The organism is Rathayibacter sp. AY1E2 (assembly GCF_002932325.1).
Taxonomy (GTDB): domain Bacteria; phylum Actinomycetota; class Actinomycetes; order Actinomycetales; family Microbacteriaceae; genus Rathayibacter.
On sequence record NZ_PSVO01000037.1, the window covers coordinates 1 to 16,306 of the forward strand.

The window sequence follows — 16,306 nt, forward strand, 5'->3', positions numbered from 1 at the left end:
CGGGCACGTCGATCCGCGCGTCGCCGTTGACGAGGGCGCCGAGCTCGAGGGCCGGGCCGGTGAACGCGTACCCGGCCCGCTCCCCGAGAGCGCCGTCGACGCCGTGCGCGCCGGGTACGCGTTCACCGGCCCGGCCCTCGAGCTCGGCGCCCTCGTCAACGGCGACGCGCGGATCGACGTGCCCGTCCGCATCCCGCTCGGCATGCTCAACCGGCACGGCCTCGTCGTCGGCGCGACCGGCACCGGCAAGACGAAGACGCTGCAGGTCCTCGCCGAGCAGCTCTCGGCCCACGGCGTCCCCGTCTTCGCCGCGGACATCAAGGGCGACCTCTCCGGCCTCGCCACTCCGGGCACCGCGACCGACGCGCTGCTCGCCCGCACCCGCGGCATCGGCCAGGACTGGCGGGCGGAGGCGGCCCCCGCCGAGTACTTCGCGCTCGGCGGCATCGGCACCGGCGTCCCCGTCCGCGCCACCGTGACGGGATTCGGCGCGCTGCTGCTCGCGAAGGTGCTCGGCCTCAACCACACGCAGGAGTCGAGCCTCGGCCTCGTCTTCCACTACGCCGAGAGCGCCGGTCTCCCGCTCGTCGACCTGTCCGATCTCCGCGCCGTGCTCACCTACCTCGTCGGCGACGAGGGCAAGGCGGAGCTCGCCGAGCTCGGCGGGCTGTCCAAGGCGACCGCCGGCGTGATCCTCCGCGAGCTGATCGCGTTCGCCGACCAGGGCGCCGACGTGTTCTTCGGCGAGCCCGAGATCGACACGGCCGAGTTCCTCCGCCTCGCCGCCGACGGGCGCGGCGTCGTCAGCCTCCTCGAGGTCCCCGGAGTCGCCGACCGACCGGCTCTGTTCTCCACCTTCCTGATGTGGCTGCTCGCCGACCTCTTCAACGACCTGCCGGAGGTCGGCGACCTCGACAAGCCGAAGCTGGTGTTCTTCTTCGACGAGGCGCACCTGCTCTTCCGCGACGCGTCGAAGGACTTCCTCGCCGCGATCACCCAGACCGTGCGCCTCATCCGCTCCAAGGGCGTCGGCATCGTCTTCGTCACGCAGACCCCGAAGGACGTGCCGGGCGACGTCCTCGCCCAGCTCGGCTCCCGCGTGCAGCACCAGCTCCGCGCGCACACGCCGGACGACGCCAAGGCCCTCCGCGCCACCGTCTCGACCTACCCCGAGAGCGACTACGACCTCGGCGAAGTCCTCCAGGCGCTCCCCATCGGCGAGGCGATCGTGACGGTCATGAACGAGCGCGGCGCCCCGACCCCGGTCGCCTGGACGCGTCTCCGCGCCCCGCTCGGCTCGATGAAGCCCACCCCCGAGGCCGACCGCGAGGCGAGCGTCCAGAGGTCCCCGCTCCTCGCGCGCTACGGAACGCCCCTCGACCGCGACTCCGCCCGCGAGATCCTCACCCGCCGGCTCGACGCCGCCGCCGACGCGGAGGAGGCCCGCGCCGCCGCCGAGCAGCAGGCCGCCGACGACGCCCGCCGCGCGAAGGAGGACGCGCGTCGCGCCAAGGAGGAGACCGCGGACGCCGCCCGCCGCGCGAAGGAGCGGGCCGCCGCCGAGCGCGCCGCCGACCAGGCCGCCGAGCGCTCCCGACGGCGCACGGCACCGACTTCCCGCGGGACCCGCACCGCCCGCCGCGACAGGACGGTCGTCGAGGAGGTGCTGGGCTCGAGCGCCGGCAGGACGCTGCTGCGCGAGGTGGTCCGCGGGATCTTCGGGACCGCCCGACGGCGCTGACGCGACCGGGCCGGTCCGGGAGACGAGGCGCTAACGGGAGCGTGTTAGCGTCGGTAGCATGAGTGAGAGCGGGACGACGCGGGAGCGGATCCTCCGAGCGACGGTCGAGCTGCTGGCGGACGGCGGGCGGGACGCGGTGTCGACGCGGGCGATCAGCGCGGCGGCGGGGGTGCAGGCCCCTACGATCTACCGGACGTTCGGCGACCTGCGCGGGCTGCTCGACTCGGCCGCGGCAGCCGGATTCGCCACGGCCCTCGCCGACTTCGAGCGGAGCGAGGCGCCGGCCGACCCGGTCGACGCGCTCCGTGCCGCCTGGGATCACCACGTCGCCTTCGGACTCGCCGAACCGCACCTCTACGCGCTGATGTTCACCGCGCGGCCGGGGGAGGAGTCGGAGGCGGCGCGCCTGTCCCGCGGCGTCCTCCTCGACGCGGTCCGGGCCGTCGCCGAAGCCGGCCGCCTCACCGTCGACGTCGAGCGGGCCTCCCGCCTGCTCCAGTCGGCCGCGCTCGGCTGCACCCTCACGCTGACCGCCCTCGCCGACCCCGACGACGAGCTCTCGTCCCGCTCGCGCGAGTCCGTCCTCGCGGCGATCACCACGGCGGAGGCGGGCCCCACCGATCCCGCCGCCCGTGCGGTCGTCGCGCACGCCGTCGCCCTGCGGACGGCGCTGCCGCAGATCGAGCCCCTCAGCGCGGGGGAGCGGCTCCTGCTCGACGAATGGCTCGAGCGCATCGCCGACTGACGGCCGGCGTCGCCGGAGGGTCCGTATCGCCGCCCTGTCGTCCGCGTTGTCGTAATACGGATGGCGACGGGCACGATCCGGGACCGGCACCTACGGTCGGACCATGTCGCGAACCATAGCCGAACTCTTCTTCCGCCCCGTCTGCACCGCCTGCTCGGCCCCGCTCGTCGCCCGCCGTGGCGCGTTCTGCTCCGACTCCTGCGCGCGGACGAACCACCTCTACGGCTGATCTCCCGCAATCGGCGCGAGGTCGTCGGCTACGGCTGCGTGTGCGCCGGCGGCGCGAACCCGGCGTTGCGTGAGCGCCGCTCCGATGGACGCCTGCACCGGTCGACCGGGCCTCGACAATCGCCCGCACCGGTTAAACAAAACGGTGCCCGTGCTGGCGAGAGCAACGGACACCGTTCGCGGAGGATGGGGGATTCGAACCCCCGAGGGCTTTCACCCAACACGCTTTCCAAGCGTGCGCCATAGGCCACTAGGCGAATCCTCCTGGCACGACCTGAGCCGCGACTCATCGATACTAGCCGGTGTCGGAGGCTCCCGCTGACCACGACCCCGACACGCCCCGCTCTCCTCGGCCGCCGTCGTCGGTTAGACTGTCACCCGGCTCCCCGCGTGGCGCCATCCAGGCCAACTCCCCCAGGGCGGAAACGCAGCAAGGGTAACCGGGCTCTGGCGGGTGCGCGGGGGGTCTTCTTCCGTTAACCGGCAGTTTCTTTCAAGGGCCGCTCGTCCGCAGGGCCGCCGGACTGACGGGGCCGCCTGCTCCGCCGCCCGGCGTCCGCGCCACCGCACTGCCGGCTTGCACCGCTCGAGGAAGCTCCTCCACAGCAGCGCCGCATGCACGCCCTCCCATCCCTGGCCTCTACTCAGCCAGGCGGAGGGACCCCCTCGGTAGGCTGGATCCGATGGTTCAGAGCATCTACATCTCGTCCGCCGAAGGTCATTCGGGCAAGTCCACGGTCGCCCTCGGCGTCCTCGATGCGCTCAGCAGCCAGGTGCAGCGGGTCGGCGTCTTCCGCCCGATCGCCCGCTCCACCTCCGAGCCGGACTACGTGCTCGAGATGCTGCTCGGCCACTCCGACTCGGGCCTCGCCTACGAGGACTGCATCGGCGTCACCTACGAGGACGTCCACGCCGACGGCGAGGCGGCGCTCTCGCGGATCGTCGAGCGGTACAAGGGCGTCGAGGCCCGGTGCGACGCCGTCGTCATCCTCGGCTCCGACTACACGGACGTCGGCAGCCCCACCGAGCTCGGCTACAACGCCCGCATCGCCGCCAACCTCGGTGCCCCGGTCCTGCTCGTCCTCACCGGGCGGGACTCGTCCCGCAGCGAGCAGCTGGGCCAGGCTCCCGCGCGCACGCCGGAGGAGATGCGCCAGATCACGGAGCTCGCCTCGGTCGAGCTGCGCACGGCCCACGCGAGCCTCATCGGAGTGATCGCGAACCGCGCCGATCCCGACACCGCCGCCGACGCCGTCGCCGCGATCCGCGACAGCATCCCCGCCACCGTCCCGGTCTGGGCGATCCGCGAGGATCCGTTCCTCGTCGCTCCGAGCCTGTCCCGCCTGGTCGAGGCGGTCGACGGCGTCGTCGTCGCGGGCGATCCGGAGCTGCTCGGCCGCGAGGCGCTCGGCGTGGTGATCGCCGGCATGTCCATGGTCAACGTCCTGCCGCGGCTCACCGAGGGCGGCGTCGTGATCGTCCCCGGCGACCGGCCCGAGGTCGTCCTCGCCGTGATCATGGCGTACGCCTCCGGCACGTTCCCCACCGTCACCGGCATCATCCTCAACGGCGGCTTCGAGCTGCCGGAGCCGATCGTCCGGCTGATCGAGGGCGTCGACAGCCGCGTGCCGATCGTGATGACCGAGCTCGGCACCTACGACACCGCCGTCCGCGTCACCGCGGCCCGCGGCCGCCTGGCTGCCGACTCCCCGCGCAAGCGCGACACCTCCCTCGCCCTCTTCCAGGAGGCGGTCGACGCGGTCGAGCTGCTCACCCTCCTCGACGTCGGCCGGTCCGAGGTCGTCACGCCGCTGATGTTCGAGTACGGGCTGATCGAGCGGGCGCGCATCGCCGACCGCCACATCGTCCTGCCCGAGGGCGGCGACGACCGGATCCTCCGCGCCGCCGCGACCGTGCTCAAGCGTGGCATCGCCCGGCTCACGATCCTCGGCGAGGAGGCCGAGATCCGCGCCCGTGCGGCGGGCCTCGGCCTCGACCTCGACGGTGCCCGCGTGCTGAGCACCCTCGACCCCGAGCACCGCGCGCGCTTCGCCGAGGAGTACGCCCGCATCCGCGCGCACAAGGGCATCACCTACGACCACGCCTACGACACCGTCACGGACGTCTCCTACTTCGGCACGATGATGGTGCAGCTCGGCCTGGCCGACGGGATGGTCTCGGGAGCCGCGCACACGACCGCGCACACCATCCGCCCCGGCTTCGAGATCATCAAGACGAGCCCGGGCGTCTCCGTCGTCTCGAGCGTGTTCCTGATGGCGCTCGCCGACCGCGTGCTGGTCTACGGCGACTGCGCGGTGAACCCCGACCCCACCGAGGCGCAGCTCGCCGACATCGCGATCTCGTCCGCCGAGACAGCCCAGCAGTTCGGGATCGACCCCCGCATCGCAATGCTCTCCTACTCCACGGGTGAGAGTGGAGCCGGCGCCGACGTCGAGAAGGTCCGCGCGGCGACGGCACTGGTGCGCGAGCGCCGGCCCGACCTGCTCGTCGAGGGCCCGATCCAGTACGACGCGGCGGCCGACGCGGCGGTCGCGGCCTCGAAGATGCCCGGCTCCCAGGTCGCCGGGCGCGCGACGGTGTTCATCTTCCCCGACCTCAACACGGGCAACAACACCTACAAGGCCGTGCAGCGCTCGGCCGGCGCCGTCGCCATCGGACCGGTCCTCCAGGGTCTGCGCAAGCCGGTCAACGACCTCTCGCGCGGCGCGCTCGTGCAGGACATCGTCAACACCGTCGCGATCACGGCCATCCAGGCCGCCACCCAGGCCATCGTCCCGCCCACCGCCGCCATCCCCGTGGTGCGCTAGCGGCGACCCCGCCGCCGCCCCTCCCGACCCCGATCACCCCAGGAGTCCCCTCATGTCCGTCGTCCTCGTCGTCAACAGCGGATCGTCGTCGTTCAAGTACCAGCTCATCGAGATGACCACCGAGGAGACCCTCGCCAGCGGCCTCGTCGAGCGGATCGGCGAGGACACCGGCCGCACGAAGCACACCCGCGACGGGGAGTCCTTCGAGATCGAGGGGCCGATCCCCGACCACACCGCCGGCTTCGACGCGATGATCCGCGCGTTCGGCGAGCACGGCCCGAGCCTCGACGAGTTCCCTCCCGTCGCCGTGGGCCACCGCGTCGTGCACGGCGGCAAGCGCTTCTTCGAGCCCACCGTCGTCACCGACCTGGTCAAGATCAACATCGAGGACCTCGCCGACCTCGCCCCGCTGCACAACCCCGCCAACCTCGAGGGCATCGAGGCGGCGCAGAAGGCCTTCCCGGACGTCCCGCACGTCGCCGTCTTCGACACCGCCTTCCACCACACGATCCCGGCCGCGGCGTCGACCTACGCGCTGCCCGCCGAGCTCGCCGAGAAGCACCGCGTCCGCCGCTACGGCTTCCACGGCACCTCGCACAAGTTCGTCTCGGAGGCCGCCGCCGCCTACCTCGGCCGCCGCCGCTCCGACCTGAAGACGATCGTCCTGCACCTGGGCAACGGAGCGTCCGCCTGCGCCGTCGACGGCGGCGTCTCCGTCGAGACCTCGATGGGCATGACCCCGCTCGAGGGCCTGGTGATGGGCACCCGCTCCGGCGACCTCGACCCGGCCGTCGTCTTCCACCTCGCCCGCAAGGCCGGCCTCTCGATCGACGAGCTCGACACCCTCCTCAACCGCCGCAGCGGGCTCCTCGGCCTCACGGGTCGCGGCGACATGCGCGACGTCCAGGAGGCGGCCGAGGCCGGCGACGAGCGGGCCCGCGCCGGACTCGAGGTCTACTACCACCGCCTCCGCCACTACATCGGGGCCTTCTACGCCCAGCTGGGCCGCGTCGACGCCGTGGTGTTCACGGCCGGAGTCGGCGAGAACGTCGCCGCCGTCCGAGCGGGCGCCCTCCGCGGCCTCGAGGGCCTGGGCATCGAGCTCGACCCCGAGCGCAACACGTCCTCCGACCGCGGCGCCCGCCGCATCTCCACCGACGACTCCCGCGTCGCCGTCCTCGTCATCCCCACGAACGAGGAGCTGGAGATCGCCCGGCAGTCCTTGTCGGTCGTGTAGCGGCGGAGCCGTGACACGACTCGCGGTCGGCTTCCGGGGGTGGCGGCTCCCGTGGAGCGGGTCCTGTCGGGCTGCCCTGAATCGCTCGCACGCGGCGGTGCTCGCTCGTCGTGCAGCGGTGGCCCGCTGCGCGACCGCGGTCGGCTTCTCGTGGGCCTGCATCGCGCAGAGCCGGGTACGTCGGGCTGCCCTGAATCGCTGGCACGCGGCGGTGCTCGCTCGTCGTGCAGCGGTGGCCCGCTGCACGACCGCGGTCGGCTTCTCGTGGGCCTGCGTTGCGCAGAGCGGGTCTTGTCGGGCTGCCCTGAATCGCTCGCACGCGATTCCGGGTCGCGCCCTCTGCCGAACACGCGGCGACCCTCGCTGGTCGAGTAGCCCCGGGACGCGGCGTGTCGAGAGCCACCGAGTACGAGGGGGATCTCGATGCGCCCGCTGTGCAGGCTGCTCCATCGGCAGGAGCCGACTGTGGAGCCCCGGCTCAGGGCAGCAGCCGCGCGTCGCCCGCGTAGAGGTTGAAGCCGGAGCCGCGGCTGAAGCCGATCAGGGTGAGGCCGGAGTCGCGAGCCAGGTCCACCGCCAGCGACGACGGGGCACCGACCGCGGCGAGCAGGGGGATGCCGGCCATCACGGCCTTCTGCACCAGCTCGAACGAGGCGCGCCCCGACACCTGCAGCAGCGTCCCCCGCAACGGCAGCCGCCCCTCCCGGAGCCCCCAGCCGACCACCTTGTCCACGGCGTTGTGCCGCCCGACATCCTCCCGGAGCACCAGCAGCGAGCCGTCCGCGTCGAACAGCCCGGCCGCGTGGACGCCGCCCGTCCGCTCGAACACCGCCTGCGCCTCGCGGAGCCGATCGGGGAGCGAGACCAGCAGCTCCCGCTCGACCCGCAGGTCGTCCTCCGCGACGCTCCACGCCGAGTCGGTGGCGACCGCCTCGAGTGACGCGAGCCCGCACACTCCGCACGAGCTCGTCGTGTACACCGACCGCTCGCGCTCGAGCAGCACGGCCTCCCGCCCGCCGCGAACGCTCGCGTCGACCACGTTGTACGTGTTCTCGCCCGGCCCGGAGCCGCTCGCGCAGTAGCGCATCGCCGCCAGCTGCTCCGACTCTGTGAGCACCCCCTCGGACACCAGGAATCCCGCGACCAGGTCGAAGTCGTCGCCGGGCGTGCGCATGGTCACGCTGAAGCGCCGTCCGCCGACGCGGATCTCGAGCGGCTCCTCGACGGCCAGGACGTCCTCGCGACGGCGGGGCGGATCGTCGGCGCGGACGGCGGTCAGGCGGGTGCGGGCGACACTGCGGCTCATGGGTCTCCTCAGGCGGTGGAGGTCATCCTCCCACCGGGAACCGGGAGCGATGCCGGGGTGCGGACGTACGATGCAGGAATGGTCGATGACGCCGAGCCCCGCGAGAGTCCGATCGACGAGAGCCGCCTCTCCGTCCGGTCGCCGAAGAGACGCGCCGTCGGGATCCCCGGCGTCGCCCACGCCCTCGAGATCTCGCTCAAGCAGATGGGCCCGGTGCGCAGCGCCGAGACGCTCCTGCGGGTGAACCAGAAGACCGGATTCGACTGCCCGGGCTGCGCCTGGCCGGAGGGCGACAAGCGCCACGTCGCCGAGTTCTGCGAGAACGGAGCGAAGGCGGTCGCCGAGGAGGCCACGCTCCGCACCGTCACATCGGCCTTCTTCGCCGCGCACCCCGTCGCGGAGCTGGAGGAGTGGGACGACTTCGCGCTCGGCCAGCAGGGCCGGCTCACGGAGCCGATGCTGCTCGAGGAGGGCGCGACGCACTACCGGCCCGTGGGCTGGGACGAGGCGCTCGACCTCGTGGCGGAGGAGCTGCGCGCCTGCGCGAGCCCCGACGAGGCGATCTTCTACACGTCCGGCCGGACCTCGAACGAGTCGGCCTTCGTCTACCAGCTGATGGTCCGCGGCTTCGGCACGAACAACCTGCCCGACTGCTCGAACATGTGCCACGAGTCCAGCGGATCCGCCCTCACCGAGACGATCGGGATCGGCAAGGGCTCGGTGAGCCTGCGCGACGTGGAGCGGGCTCCGCTGATCATCGTCGCCGGCCAGAACCCCGGAACGAACCACCCGCGGATGCTGACCGCGCTGGAGCGCGCCAAGCGCGCCGGCGGCACCATCGTGGCCGTGAATCCGCTGCCGGAGGCGGGGCTGCTCCGCTTCCAGAACCCGCAGACCGTCCGCGGCACCCTGGGCGACGGCACGGCCCTCGCCGACCACTTCCTCCAGGTCCGGCTGGGCGGCGACCAGGCCCTGTTCCAGGGTCTGGGCAAGGCGCTGCTCGAGGTGGAGGAGGCGCGCGGCGACGTCTTCGACCACGCCTTCATCCGCGAGAGCACCGGCGGCCTCGCCGAGTACCTCCACGGGCTGCGGGAGGTCCAGTGGGACGAGATCGAGCGGGCGAGCGGGATCGACGAGACGCGCATCCGCACCGTCGCTGAGCTGATCGCGGCGTCCGAGGGCACCGTCGTCTGCTGGGCGATGGGCCTCACTCAGCACGCGCACTCGGTCGCGACGCTCAAGGACGTCGTCAACGTGCTCCTGCTCACCGGCAACATCGGCAAGCCCGGCGCGGGCGTCTGCCCGGTGCGCGGCCACTCGAACGTGCAGGGCGACCGCACGATGGGCATCTTCGAGCGGATGCCGGACTCCTTCCACGACGCGCTCGACCGCGAGTTCTCCTTCTCCTCCCCGCGCGTGCACGGGACGGACACGGTCGCCGCGATCCGGGCGATGCGCGACGGGAAGGCCCGCGTGTTCATGGGGCTCGGCGGCAACTTCGCCCGGGCGACGCCCGACAGCGGAGTGACGGAGGCGGCGATGCGCTCGCTCGCCCTCACCATCCACGTCTCGACCAAGCTCAACCGCTCGCACGTGGTCACCGGCCGGCGCGCGCTGATCCTGCCCACCCTCGGCCGCACCGACTCCGACGTGCAGCGCTCGGGCGAGCAGCGGGTCACGGTCGAGGACTCGATGAGCGCCGTGCACGCCTCCCGGGGCCGCCTGCGCCCGCCGAGCCCGGGCCTGCGCTCGGAGGTGGCGATCCTCACGGGGATCGCGGAGCGGCTGCTCGAGGGCCGCGAGAACGTCCCGCGGGTCGACTGGGCGGGGCTGCGCGACGACTACCGCCGCATCCGCTCGCACATCGCCAACGTCGTCCCCGGCTTCGACGGGTTCGAGGCCCGGATCGACGTGCCCGGCGGCTTCGTCCTCCCGCACCCGCCGCGCGACTCGCGCCGCTTCGACACCCCCTCCGGCCTGGCCCGCTTCACCGCGAATCCGCTCGAGTACCCGCGGGTGCCGGAGGGCAGGCTGCTGCTGCAGACGCTGCGCTCGCACGACCAGTTCAACACCACGATCTACGGCAAGGACGACCGCTACCGCGGGATCCACGACGGCCGCCGGGTGGTGTTCGTCAACGCCGACGACGTCGCCGAGCTGGGCTTCGCGGACGGCGCGATGGTCGACCTGGTCTCGGAGTGGCCCGACGGCGTCGAGCGGCGGGCGGAGGCGTTCCGCGTCGTGGCGTACGACACGCCCCGCGGCTGCGCGGCCGCCTACTACCCCGAGACGAACGTCCTCGTGCCGCTGGACTCGACCGCGAAGATCAGCAACACGCCGACCTCGAAGTCGGTCGTGATCCGCCTCGAACCGGCGGCGTAGGCCTCACCAGGGCAGCGGCAGCAGGCGCACGGAGTCGCCCGCTGCCGCTCCCGGTGCGGGCACGACGGCCACGGCCTCCGAGGCGGCGAGACCGGTGAGCATGTGCGAGCGGATGCCGGCGGATGCCCGCCAGCCGTCCTCGCCGGAGGAGACGGGCACGAGCACCGTGGTCCCCGCGCGCCCGAGCGGCTCGGCGAGGACGCCCCGGCCGAGGGGCCGCCGGGCAGCGGCGCCGGACGCCGCGTCGAGGGCCGGCGGCAGGAAGGAGAGCGCCGCGAGCAGGGCGGCGAGCGGATTGCCCGGCAGAGCGATCACCAGCGTCCCGCCCGGCAGCAGCGCAGCCATGGTCGGGTGGCCGGGGCGCATGCCGACGCCGTCGACGAGGACGCGCGCGCCCACCGCATCGAGGGCGCGACGGACCGCGTCCACCCGGGAGCGCCCGGTCCCGCCCGTCGTGAGGAGGATCGGCGCCGTGCCCGCCAGCAGCGTCCGTGCGATCGCCTCCTCGTCGTCGCCGCGGCGCACGACCTCTCCCACGGCTCCGCCCGAGAGCTCGACCAGCGCGGGCAGCAGCGGCGTGAACGCGTCGCGCACCCGTCCGGCGGGCGGCATCCCCTCGGTGTCGACCTCGTCCCCCGTGAGGAGCAGGTCGACCGCGGCGGGCGGGCGGACGTCGAGCGCGTCGACCCCGGCGACCGCGAGCAGGGCGAGGTGCGCGGGAGTGAGTCGGGTCCCGGCGCCGACCAGCACGGCTCCGCGGGCGGCCTCGTCGCCCGCGCGCCGGACGTGGCGGCCGGGCGGGAGGGGCGCCCGCGCCGTGAGCAGGTCGTCGCGGACCGCGCCCTGCTCGGACGGCAGCACCGCGTCGCTCCAGTCGGGGACGGCGGCTCCGGTGACGATCGGAGCGGCGGTGCCGTCCTCGAGCGGCCAGGGCCCGGGTCCGCGCACGGCCCAGCCGTCCATGGCCGAGGAGTCGTAGTGGGGGAGCGGCCGGGCGGCGGTGACGGCGCGGTCGAGGACGGCTCCGCGGGCGTCGAGGAGGGGGACTGTCGAGACGCCGGAGCGCGCCACCGCTTCGCCGACGATCCGCCTGGCCTCGTCCCAGTCGGTCGCCTCGTGCCCGTGCGCGCTCATCCCGTCCATTCTCCCGGGGCTCGGGGCGGGCCCTGGGCAGGACCCGCCCCGTCGGTCATCCCAGGTAGCCGTTCGGGTTCAGCACGAACTTCTTCGCGGCGCCCTTGTCGAAGTCGGCGTAGCCGCGGGGAGCGTCGTCCAGGCTGATCGCGGTGGCCTGGACCGCGTCGGCGATGTGGACCCGGTCGTGCAGGATCGCCATCATCAGCTGCCGGTTGTACTTCATGACCGGGCACTGGCCCGTGGTGAAGGACAGCGACTTCGCCCAGCCGAGCCCGAGGCGGATCGACAGCGAGCCCTCCTGGGCCGCCTCGTCGACTCCGCCCGGGTCGCCCGTGACGTAGAGGCCCGGGATGCCGAGGGCGCCGCCCGCCGCGGTGATCGACATCAGCGAGTTCAGCACCGTCGCCGGCGCCTCCTTCCCCGAGTCGGCGCCGTTGCCGTGCGCCTCGAAGCCGACGGCGTCCACTCCGCAGTCGACCTCGGGCACGCCGAGGATCTGCTCGATCTGGCCGGCCGGATCGCCCTTCGAGACGTCGACCGTCTCGCAGCCGAAGGAGCGCGCCTGCGCCAGACGCTCCTCGTTGAGGTCCGCGACGATCACGACGGCCGCTCCGAGCAGCTGCGCTCCGACCGCCGCGGCGAGTCCGACCGGTCCCGCTCCTGCGACGTAGACCGTGGAGCCGACGCCGACCCCGGCGGTCACCGCGCCGTGGAAGCCCGTCGGGAAGATGTCCGAGAGCATCGTCAGATCGAGGATCTTCTCGAGCGCCTGATCGCGGTCCGGGAACACCAGGAGGTTCCAGTCGGCGTAGGGGACCATCACGTACTCGGCCTGCCCGCCGACCCAGCCGCCCATGTCGACGTAGCCGTACGCGCTGCCCGGGCGGTCCGGATTCACGTTGAGGCAGATGCCGGTCTTGCGCTCCTTGCAGTTGCGGCAGCGGCCGCAGGCGATGTTGAACGGCACGGACACGATGTCGCCGACCTTGACGAACTCGACGTCGGGGCCGACCTCCACGACCTCGCCGGTGATCTCGTGGCCGAGCACGAGGTCCGACGGAGCGGTGGTGCGGCCGCGGACCATGTGCTGGTCCGAGCCGCAGATGTTGGTGGAGACGGTGCGGAGGATGGCGCCGTGCGGCAGCTTCCGCCCGATGTTCGCCGGATTGACGCCGGGTCCGTCCTTCAGCTCGAAGGTGGGGTAGTCGATGTCGATGACCTCGACGACTCCGGGGGACTTGTAGGCGACGGCTCTGTTGCCTGACATGCGGGGCTCCTTCAGATGGACGACCGCGGCGCAGTCGGCCGCGGGAGTCCTGCGCCGCTCTCGGTCCGAGCCGCGGCGCCGGGACTCGGGGGAACCGTACGGCGTCGACCTGGTGCCGGATCGAGGCCGGTGGAGTAGCGTCTCAGGAGGCGTGCGGACGCTCGTCCACCGCCCGGTGCGAGGCCGCGAGCGCCGCGTCGAGCGCGTCCCGTCCGCCCCCGGCCAGGCCCGCCGCGTAGCCCGCGAGGAACGTGGTCAGCGGAGCCGCCGGCCGGACCACTCCGTGCGCCGCGCGACCGGCGAGGGCGAGCAGGGCGTCCGGGTCCACCGGGACCTCGCCGAGGCCGAGCGCGGAGCACAGCTCGGCCCACCAGCCGGCGAGCACCTCCTCCGTGGGGCGGGCGCCGTCGGAGGCGGAGGGGCGGGGGCCGGTCGTGTCGTCCATCCGCTCAGTCTGCGCCGCGCGGGCCCGGCAGGTCGATCCCGTGCCGGAGCGCGTCGGCGGGCGCGTCGACGTCGTCGGTCGTCCCTCCGGGCACCGTCACGAGCCGCGGGGGAAGGTCCCGGAGGAGGGCGCGCACCGAGGCGCCGTCGGGATCGCCGAGCGCGGTGAGCGCTTCGACGAGGGCCGCTCGCCGGTGCACGCCGAGGAGCTGCTGGGCTCGGCCGCTCGCGTCGACGGCCAGGAGGGAGGCCTCGACGGCGCTCGACGCGACCTCGAGCAGCGTGTGCACGGCGGGAGCGGGGGCGACGAGATCGGCGGCGAGAACGACGACCCAGTCCGGAGCGCCCGGGCGGTCGAGCAGGGGCAGCGCGGCGGCCAGGCCCGCGACCGGGCCGCCGAACGGCGGATCCTCCTGGACGAGCTCGGCGCCGTCGACGGCCGGTGCGAGCGACGACGGTCCGGCCACGACCCTCCGCTCGGCTCCGCGCACGGCTGCGAGGGCGGTGCCGAGGAGCGTCGACTCGCGGTGCCGGAGGAGCGGCTTCACCGCGCCGCCGAGGCGGGAAGCGCGTCCGCCGGCGAGCACGACCGCGTCGAAGCGGGGGAGCGGAGGCGGCGGGAGCACGGGACCGAGGCTACGCGCGATCCGGTCTCCGCCGTCCCGGCTCCGGCGTCGGAGGTCGCGGCTACTCTTGTCGGGTGGTAGCAGCCCTGTATCGCCGGTACCGGCCCGAGACGTTCGCCGAGATGATCGGCCAGTCCCAGGTGACGGATCCGCTCATGACGGCGCTCCGCACCAACCGCGTCAACCACGCCTACCTCTTCAGCGGCCCCCGCGGCTGCGGCAAGACCACCTCGGCGCGCATCCTCGCCCGCTGCCTCAACTGCGCGACGGGCCCGACCGACACCCCCTGCGGCGTCTGCGACAGCTGCGTCGAGCTCAGCCGCGAGGGCCAGGGCTCGCTCGACGTGGTCGAGATCGACGCGGCGAGCCACAACGGAGTCGACGACGCGCGCGATCTGCGCGAGCGCGCCATCTTCGCCCCGGCGCGCGACCGCTTCAAGATCTTCATCCTCGACGAGGCGCACATGGTCACGCCGCAGGGCTTCAACGCGCTGCTCAAGATCGTGGAGGAGCCGCCGGAGCACGTGAAGTTCATCTTCGCGACCACGGAGCCGGACAAGGTCATCGGCACGATCCGCTCGCGCACGCACCACTACCCGTTCCGGCTCGTCCCGCCGGCGCAGATGCTCGACTACACGCAGGAGCTCTGCGAGCGCGAGGGCGTGCACGTGGCGGCGGGCGTGCTGCCGCTCGTGGTCCGCGCGGGCGGCGGGTCCGTCCGCGACACGCTCTCCCTGCTCGACCAGCTGATGGCCGGCTCCGAGGCCGAGACCGTCGAGTACGAGCGGGCCGTCGCCCTCCTCGGCTACACCCACGGCGCCCTGCTCGACGAGGTGGTCGACGCGCTCGCCGAGCACGACTCCGCCGAGGCGTTCGGAGCGGTCGACCGCGTCATCCAGACGGGGCAGGACCCGCGCCGCTTCGTCGAGGACCTGCTCGAGAAGCTCCGCGACCTGATCGTCGTCGCGGCGACCGGGGGAGCGGCCTCGGCCGTGCTCCGCGGCGTCTCGCAGGACGAGCTCGACCGCATGGCCGGCCAGTCGCGCGCGCTCGGCCTGGCCGAGCTCTCGCGCATCGCCGACGTGGTCAACGAGGCCCTCACCGAGATGACCGGTGCGACCTCGCCGCGCCTGCACCTCGAGCTGATGATCGCCCGCACCCTGGTGCACGGCACCGGCGCCGGCATCGCGCCCGCTGCGGCCCAGGAGGAGCGCCCGCGGCACGTGGCCGCGCCGCGCGAGTCCGCGGCGCCCGCCCCGCGGTCGTCCGAGGCGTCGCGCGCGTCCGAGCCGTCCCGTGCGCCCGAGCCCCACCACGCCTCGCACGCCGCCGCTCCCGGCTCGGTGCCCGAGTCCATCGCGGCCGCTCCGCGCACCGAGGCGCCGGTGACGGCGTCCGCACCGGTCGCTGCGCCGCCGGTGACGGCGCCCGACGAGACGGCGGCCGCCCCGGAGGCGGACGAGTCCGCGCCGGCCGAGTCAGGACGCCCCCGCGCGACGACCGCCGCGGCGGCTCGTCCGGAGCCGGTCGGGCAGGAGCCGTCGGATCAGGCCGCTGCGTCCACTGAGGCGGCCGCCGCCTCCGCGGCCGCCGCCTCCGCACCCGCTGCGGCCGCGGGCGACGCACCCGCCGACGGCGCGGTCACCCTCCAGCGGATGAAGGACACCTGGCCCGAGATCCTCGAGGTCGTGCAGAAGGCGAAGATGACCGCCTGGCTGGTGGCCTACACCGCCCAGGTGCGCGCCCTGAAGGACGACGTGCTGACCCTCTCGTTCCCGAGCCAGAACGACGTCGAGTCGTTCAAGATGCCGGGAACCGCCGGGCAGCCCGGAGTCAGCGAGTACCTGCGTCAGGCGATCCAGCAGGTCCTCGGCCTGCGGGTGAAGTACATCGCCCGTGTCGAGCCTCGCGCCGCCGCCCCGGAGGCCGAGCGCGCCGCCGTCGAGGCGACCGCCGCGCCCGCCCCGGCTGCGCCGATCCCGGCCGCGACCGGCTCCGACGGCTGGGCCACGGTGGCGATCCCCGCCGATCCGACCCCTGCGGCCGAGGCGGCTGCTCCCTCCGCTCCGGTGGAGGCCCCCGCCGCGGCCGCCGAGCCGGTGCGCGCCGCTCCCGTCGCCGCCGCTGAAGCCGCTCCCGCCGGCGACGAGCCCCCGTTCGACGAGGAGCCGCCGGAGGAGGACATGCCGCCGGTCGAGCCGCCGATGCCCGACTCCTGGGCGACCGTCGCACCTCCCGGCGAGCCCGCCGCCGCGCCCGAGCCCGCCGCCCCGCCGCGGCCCGCCCCCGTCGCCGAGCGTCCGGCTCCCGCCGCGCGCCCGGTCACCCGCACGACCCGCTCGGCGACGGGGGCGGGCCGCGGCGG

12 protein-coding genes, 1 tRNA gene and 1 other RNA gene are annotated in these 16,306 nt (G+C 73.9%); 8 read left to right on the forward strand and 6 right to left on the reverse strand.

Going from position 1 to position 16,306, the window contains the following annotated elements:
- From C5C49_RS16130 to C5C49_RS17425, 3 genes are all read left to right on the forward strand, one after another.
- Nucleotides 1-1,741 (forward strand): helicase HerA-like domain-containing protein (locus C5C49_RS16130; protein WP_374953854.1); only part of this gene is annotated, 1,741 nt, incomplete at its 5' end.
- 58 nt (nucleotides 1,742-1,799) lie between these two features.
- The gene (locus tag C5C49_RS16135; protein WP_104227474.1) at nucleotides 1,800-2,486 is read left to right on the forward strand and encodes a TetR/AcrR family transcriptional regulator; all 687 of its coding nucleotides are present in this window, start codon (nucleotides 1,800-1,802) and stop codon (nucleotides 2,484-2,486) included.
- 103 nt (nucleotides 2,487-2,589) lie between these two features.
- Nucleotides 2,590-2,715, forward strand: a complete 126-nt coding sequence (locus tag C5C49_RS17425) for a hypothetical protein (RefSeq protein ID WP_258068488.1) — start codon at nucleotides 2,590-2,592, stop codon at nucleotides 2,713-2,715.
- Between the two features lie 179 nt (nucleotides 2,716-2,894).
- Here C5C49_RS17425 and C5C49_RS16140 read toward each other — a convergent pair.
- Nucleotides 2,895-2,979: transfer RNA gene (locus C5C49_RS16140), tRNA-Ser, on the reverse strand.
- 112 nt (nucleotides 2,980-3,091) lie between these two features.
- Between C5C49_RS16140 and ffs the strand changes: the two genes are divergently transcribed.
- From ffs to C5C49_RS16155, 3 genes are all read left to right on the forward strand, one after another.
- Nucleotides 3,092-3,188, forward strand: an RNA gene (gene ffs, locus C5C49_RS16145) — signal recognition particle sRNA small type.
- Between the two features lie 209 nt (nucleotides 3,189-3,397).
- Complete coding sequence (gene pta / locus C5C49_RS16150; protein ID WP_104346581.1) at nucleotides 3,398-5,542, forward strand: phosphate acetyltransferase; 2,145 nt, start codon at nucleotides 3,398-3,400, stop codon at nucleotides 5,540-5,542.
- Between the two features lie 52 nt (nucleotides 5,543-5,594).
- On the forward strand, nucleotides 5,595-6,779 hold the full coding sequence (locus C5C49_RS16155) for an acetate/propionate family kinase (RefSeq protein WP_104346582.1): 1,185 nt from the start codon (nucleotides 5,595-5,597) through the stop codon (nucleotides 6,777-6,779).
- A 478-nt stretch (nucleotides 6,780-7,257) separates the two neighbouring features.
- Here C5C49_RS16155 and fdhD read toward each other — a convergent pair whose 3' ends face one another.
- A complete protein-coding gene (gene fdhD, locus C5C49_RS16160; RefSeq protein ID WP_104225120.1) occupies nucleotides 7,258-8,085 on the reverse strand; it encodes a formate dehydrogenase accessory sulfurtransferase FdhD in 828 nt (275 codons plus the stop codon).
- 78 nt (nucleotides 8,086-8,163) lie between these two features.
- On the opposite strand from fdhD, the gene C5C49_RS16165 reads away from it, so the two are divergent.
- A complete protein-coding gene (locus C5C49_RS16165; RefSeq protein ID WP_104346583.1) occupies nucleotides 8,164-10,467 on the forward strand; it encodes an FdhF/YdeP family oxidoreductase in 2,304 nt (767 codons plus the stop codon).
- 3 nt (nucleotides 10,468-10,470) lie between these two features.
- On the opposite strand, the gene C5C49_RS16170 is transcribed toward C5C49_RS16165, so the two are convergent.
- From C5C49_RS16170 to C5C49_RS16185, 4 genes are all read right to left on the reverse strand, one after another.
- A complete protein-coding gene (locus tag C5C49_RS16170; protein WP_181135795.1) occupies nucleotides 10,471-11,601 on the reverse strand; it encodes a molybdopterin molybdotransferase MoeA in 1,131 nt (376 codons plus the stop codon).
- Between the two features lie 55 nt (nucleotides 11,602-11,656).
- Nucleotides 11,657-12,871: a formaldehyde dehydrogenase, glutathione-independent gene (gene fdhA, locus C5C49_RS16175; protein WP_104225123.1), complete on the reverse strand. Its 1,215-nt coding sequence runs from the start codon at nucleotides 12,869-12,871 to the stop codon at nucleotides 11,657-11,659.
- A gap of 142 nt (nucleotides 12,872-13,013) precedes the next feature.
- Entirely contained in the window at nucleotides 13,014-13,316 is a 303-nt protein-coding gene (locus C5C49_RS16180; protein WP_219812223.1) for a DUF6457 domain-containing protein, read from the reverse strand.
- A gap of 4 nt (nucleotides 13,317-13,320) precedes the next feature.
- Nucleotides 13,321-13,941, reverse strand: coding sequence for a molybdenum cofactor guanylyltransferase (locus C5C49_RS16185; RefSeq protein WP_258068489.1), 621 nt, complete (start codon nucleotides 13,939-13,941; stop codon nucleotides 13,321-13,323).
- A 74-nt stretch (nucleotides 13,942-14,015) separates the two neighbouring features.
- On the opposite strand from C5C49_RS16185, the gene C5C49_RS16190 reads away from it, so the two are divergent.
- A partial coding sequence (locus tag C5C49_RS16190; protein ID WP_104346587.1) for a DNA polymerase III subunit gamma and tau occupies nucleotides 14,016-16,306 on the forward strand: 2,291 nt, incomplete at its 3' end.

Excerpts from the sequence above, each read along its gene's own strand:
- C5C49_RS16165 (WP_104346583.1), top strand. The coding sequence starts at position 8,164 with ATGGTCGATGACGCCGAGCCCCGCGAGAGTCCGATCGACGAGAGCCGC.
- C5C49_RS17425 (WP_258068488.1), top strand. The coding sequence starts at position 2,590 with ATGTCGCGAACCATAGCCGAACTCTTCTTCCGCCCCGTCTGCACCGCC.
- C5C49_RS16135 (WP_104227474.1), top strand. The coding sequence starts at position 1,800 with ATGAGTGAGAGCGGGACGACGCGGGAGCGGATCCTCCGAGCGACGGTC.
- C5C49_RS16180 (WP_219812223.1), bottom strand. The coding sequence starts at position 13,316 with ATGGACGACACGACCGGCCCCCGCCCCTCCGCCTCCGACGGCGCCCGC.
- pta (WP_104346581.1), top strand. The coding sequence starts at position 3,398 with ATGGTTCAGAGCATCTACATCTCGTCCGCCGAAGGTCATTCGGGCAAG.
- C5C49_RS16155 (WP_104346582.1), top strand. The coding sequence starts at position 5,595 with ATGTCCGTCGTCCTCGTCGTCAACAGCGGATCGTCGTCGTTCAAGTAC.
- fdhA (WP_104225123.1), bottom strand. The coding sequence starts at position 12,871 with ATGTCAGGCAACAGAGCCGTCGCCTACAAGTCCCCCGGAGTCGTCGAG.
- C5C49_RS16170 (WP_181135795.1), bottom strand. The coding sequence starts at position 11,601 with ATGAGCGCGCACGGGCACGAGGCGACCGACTGGGACGAGGCCAGGCGG.
- fdhD (WP_104225120.1), bottom strand. The coding sequence starts at position 8,085 with ATGAGCCGCAGTGTCGCCCGCACCCGCCTGACCGCCGTCCGCGCCGAC.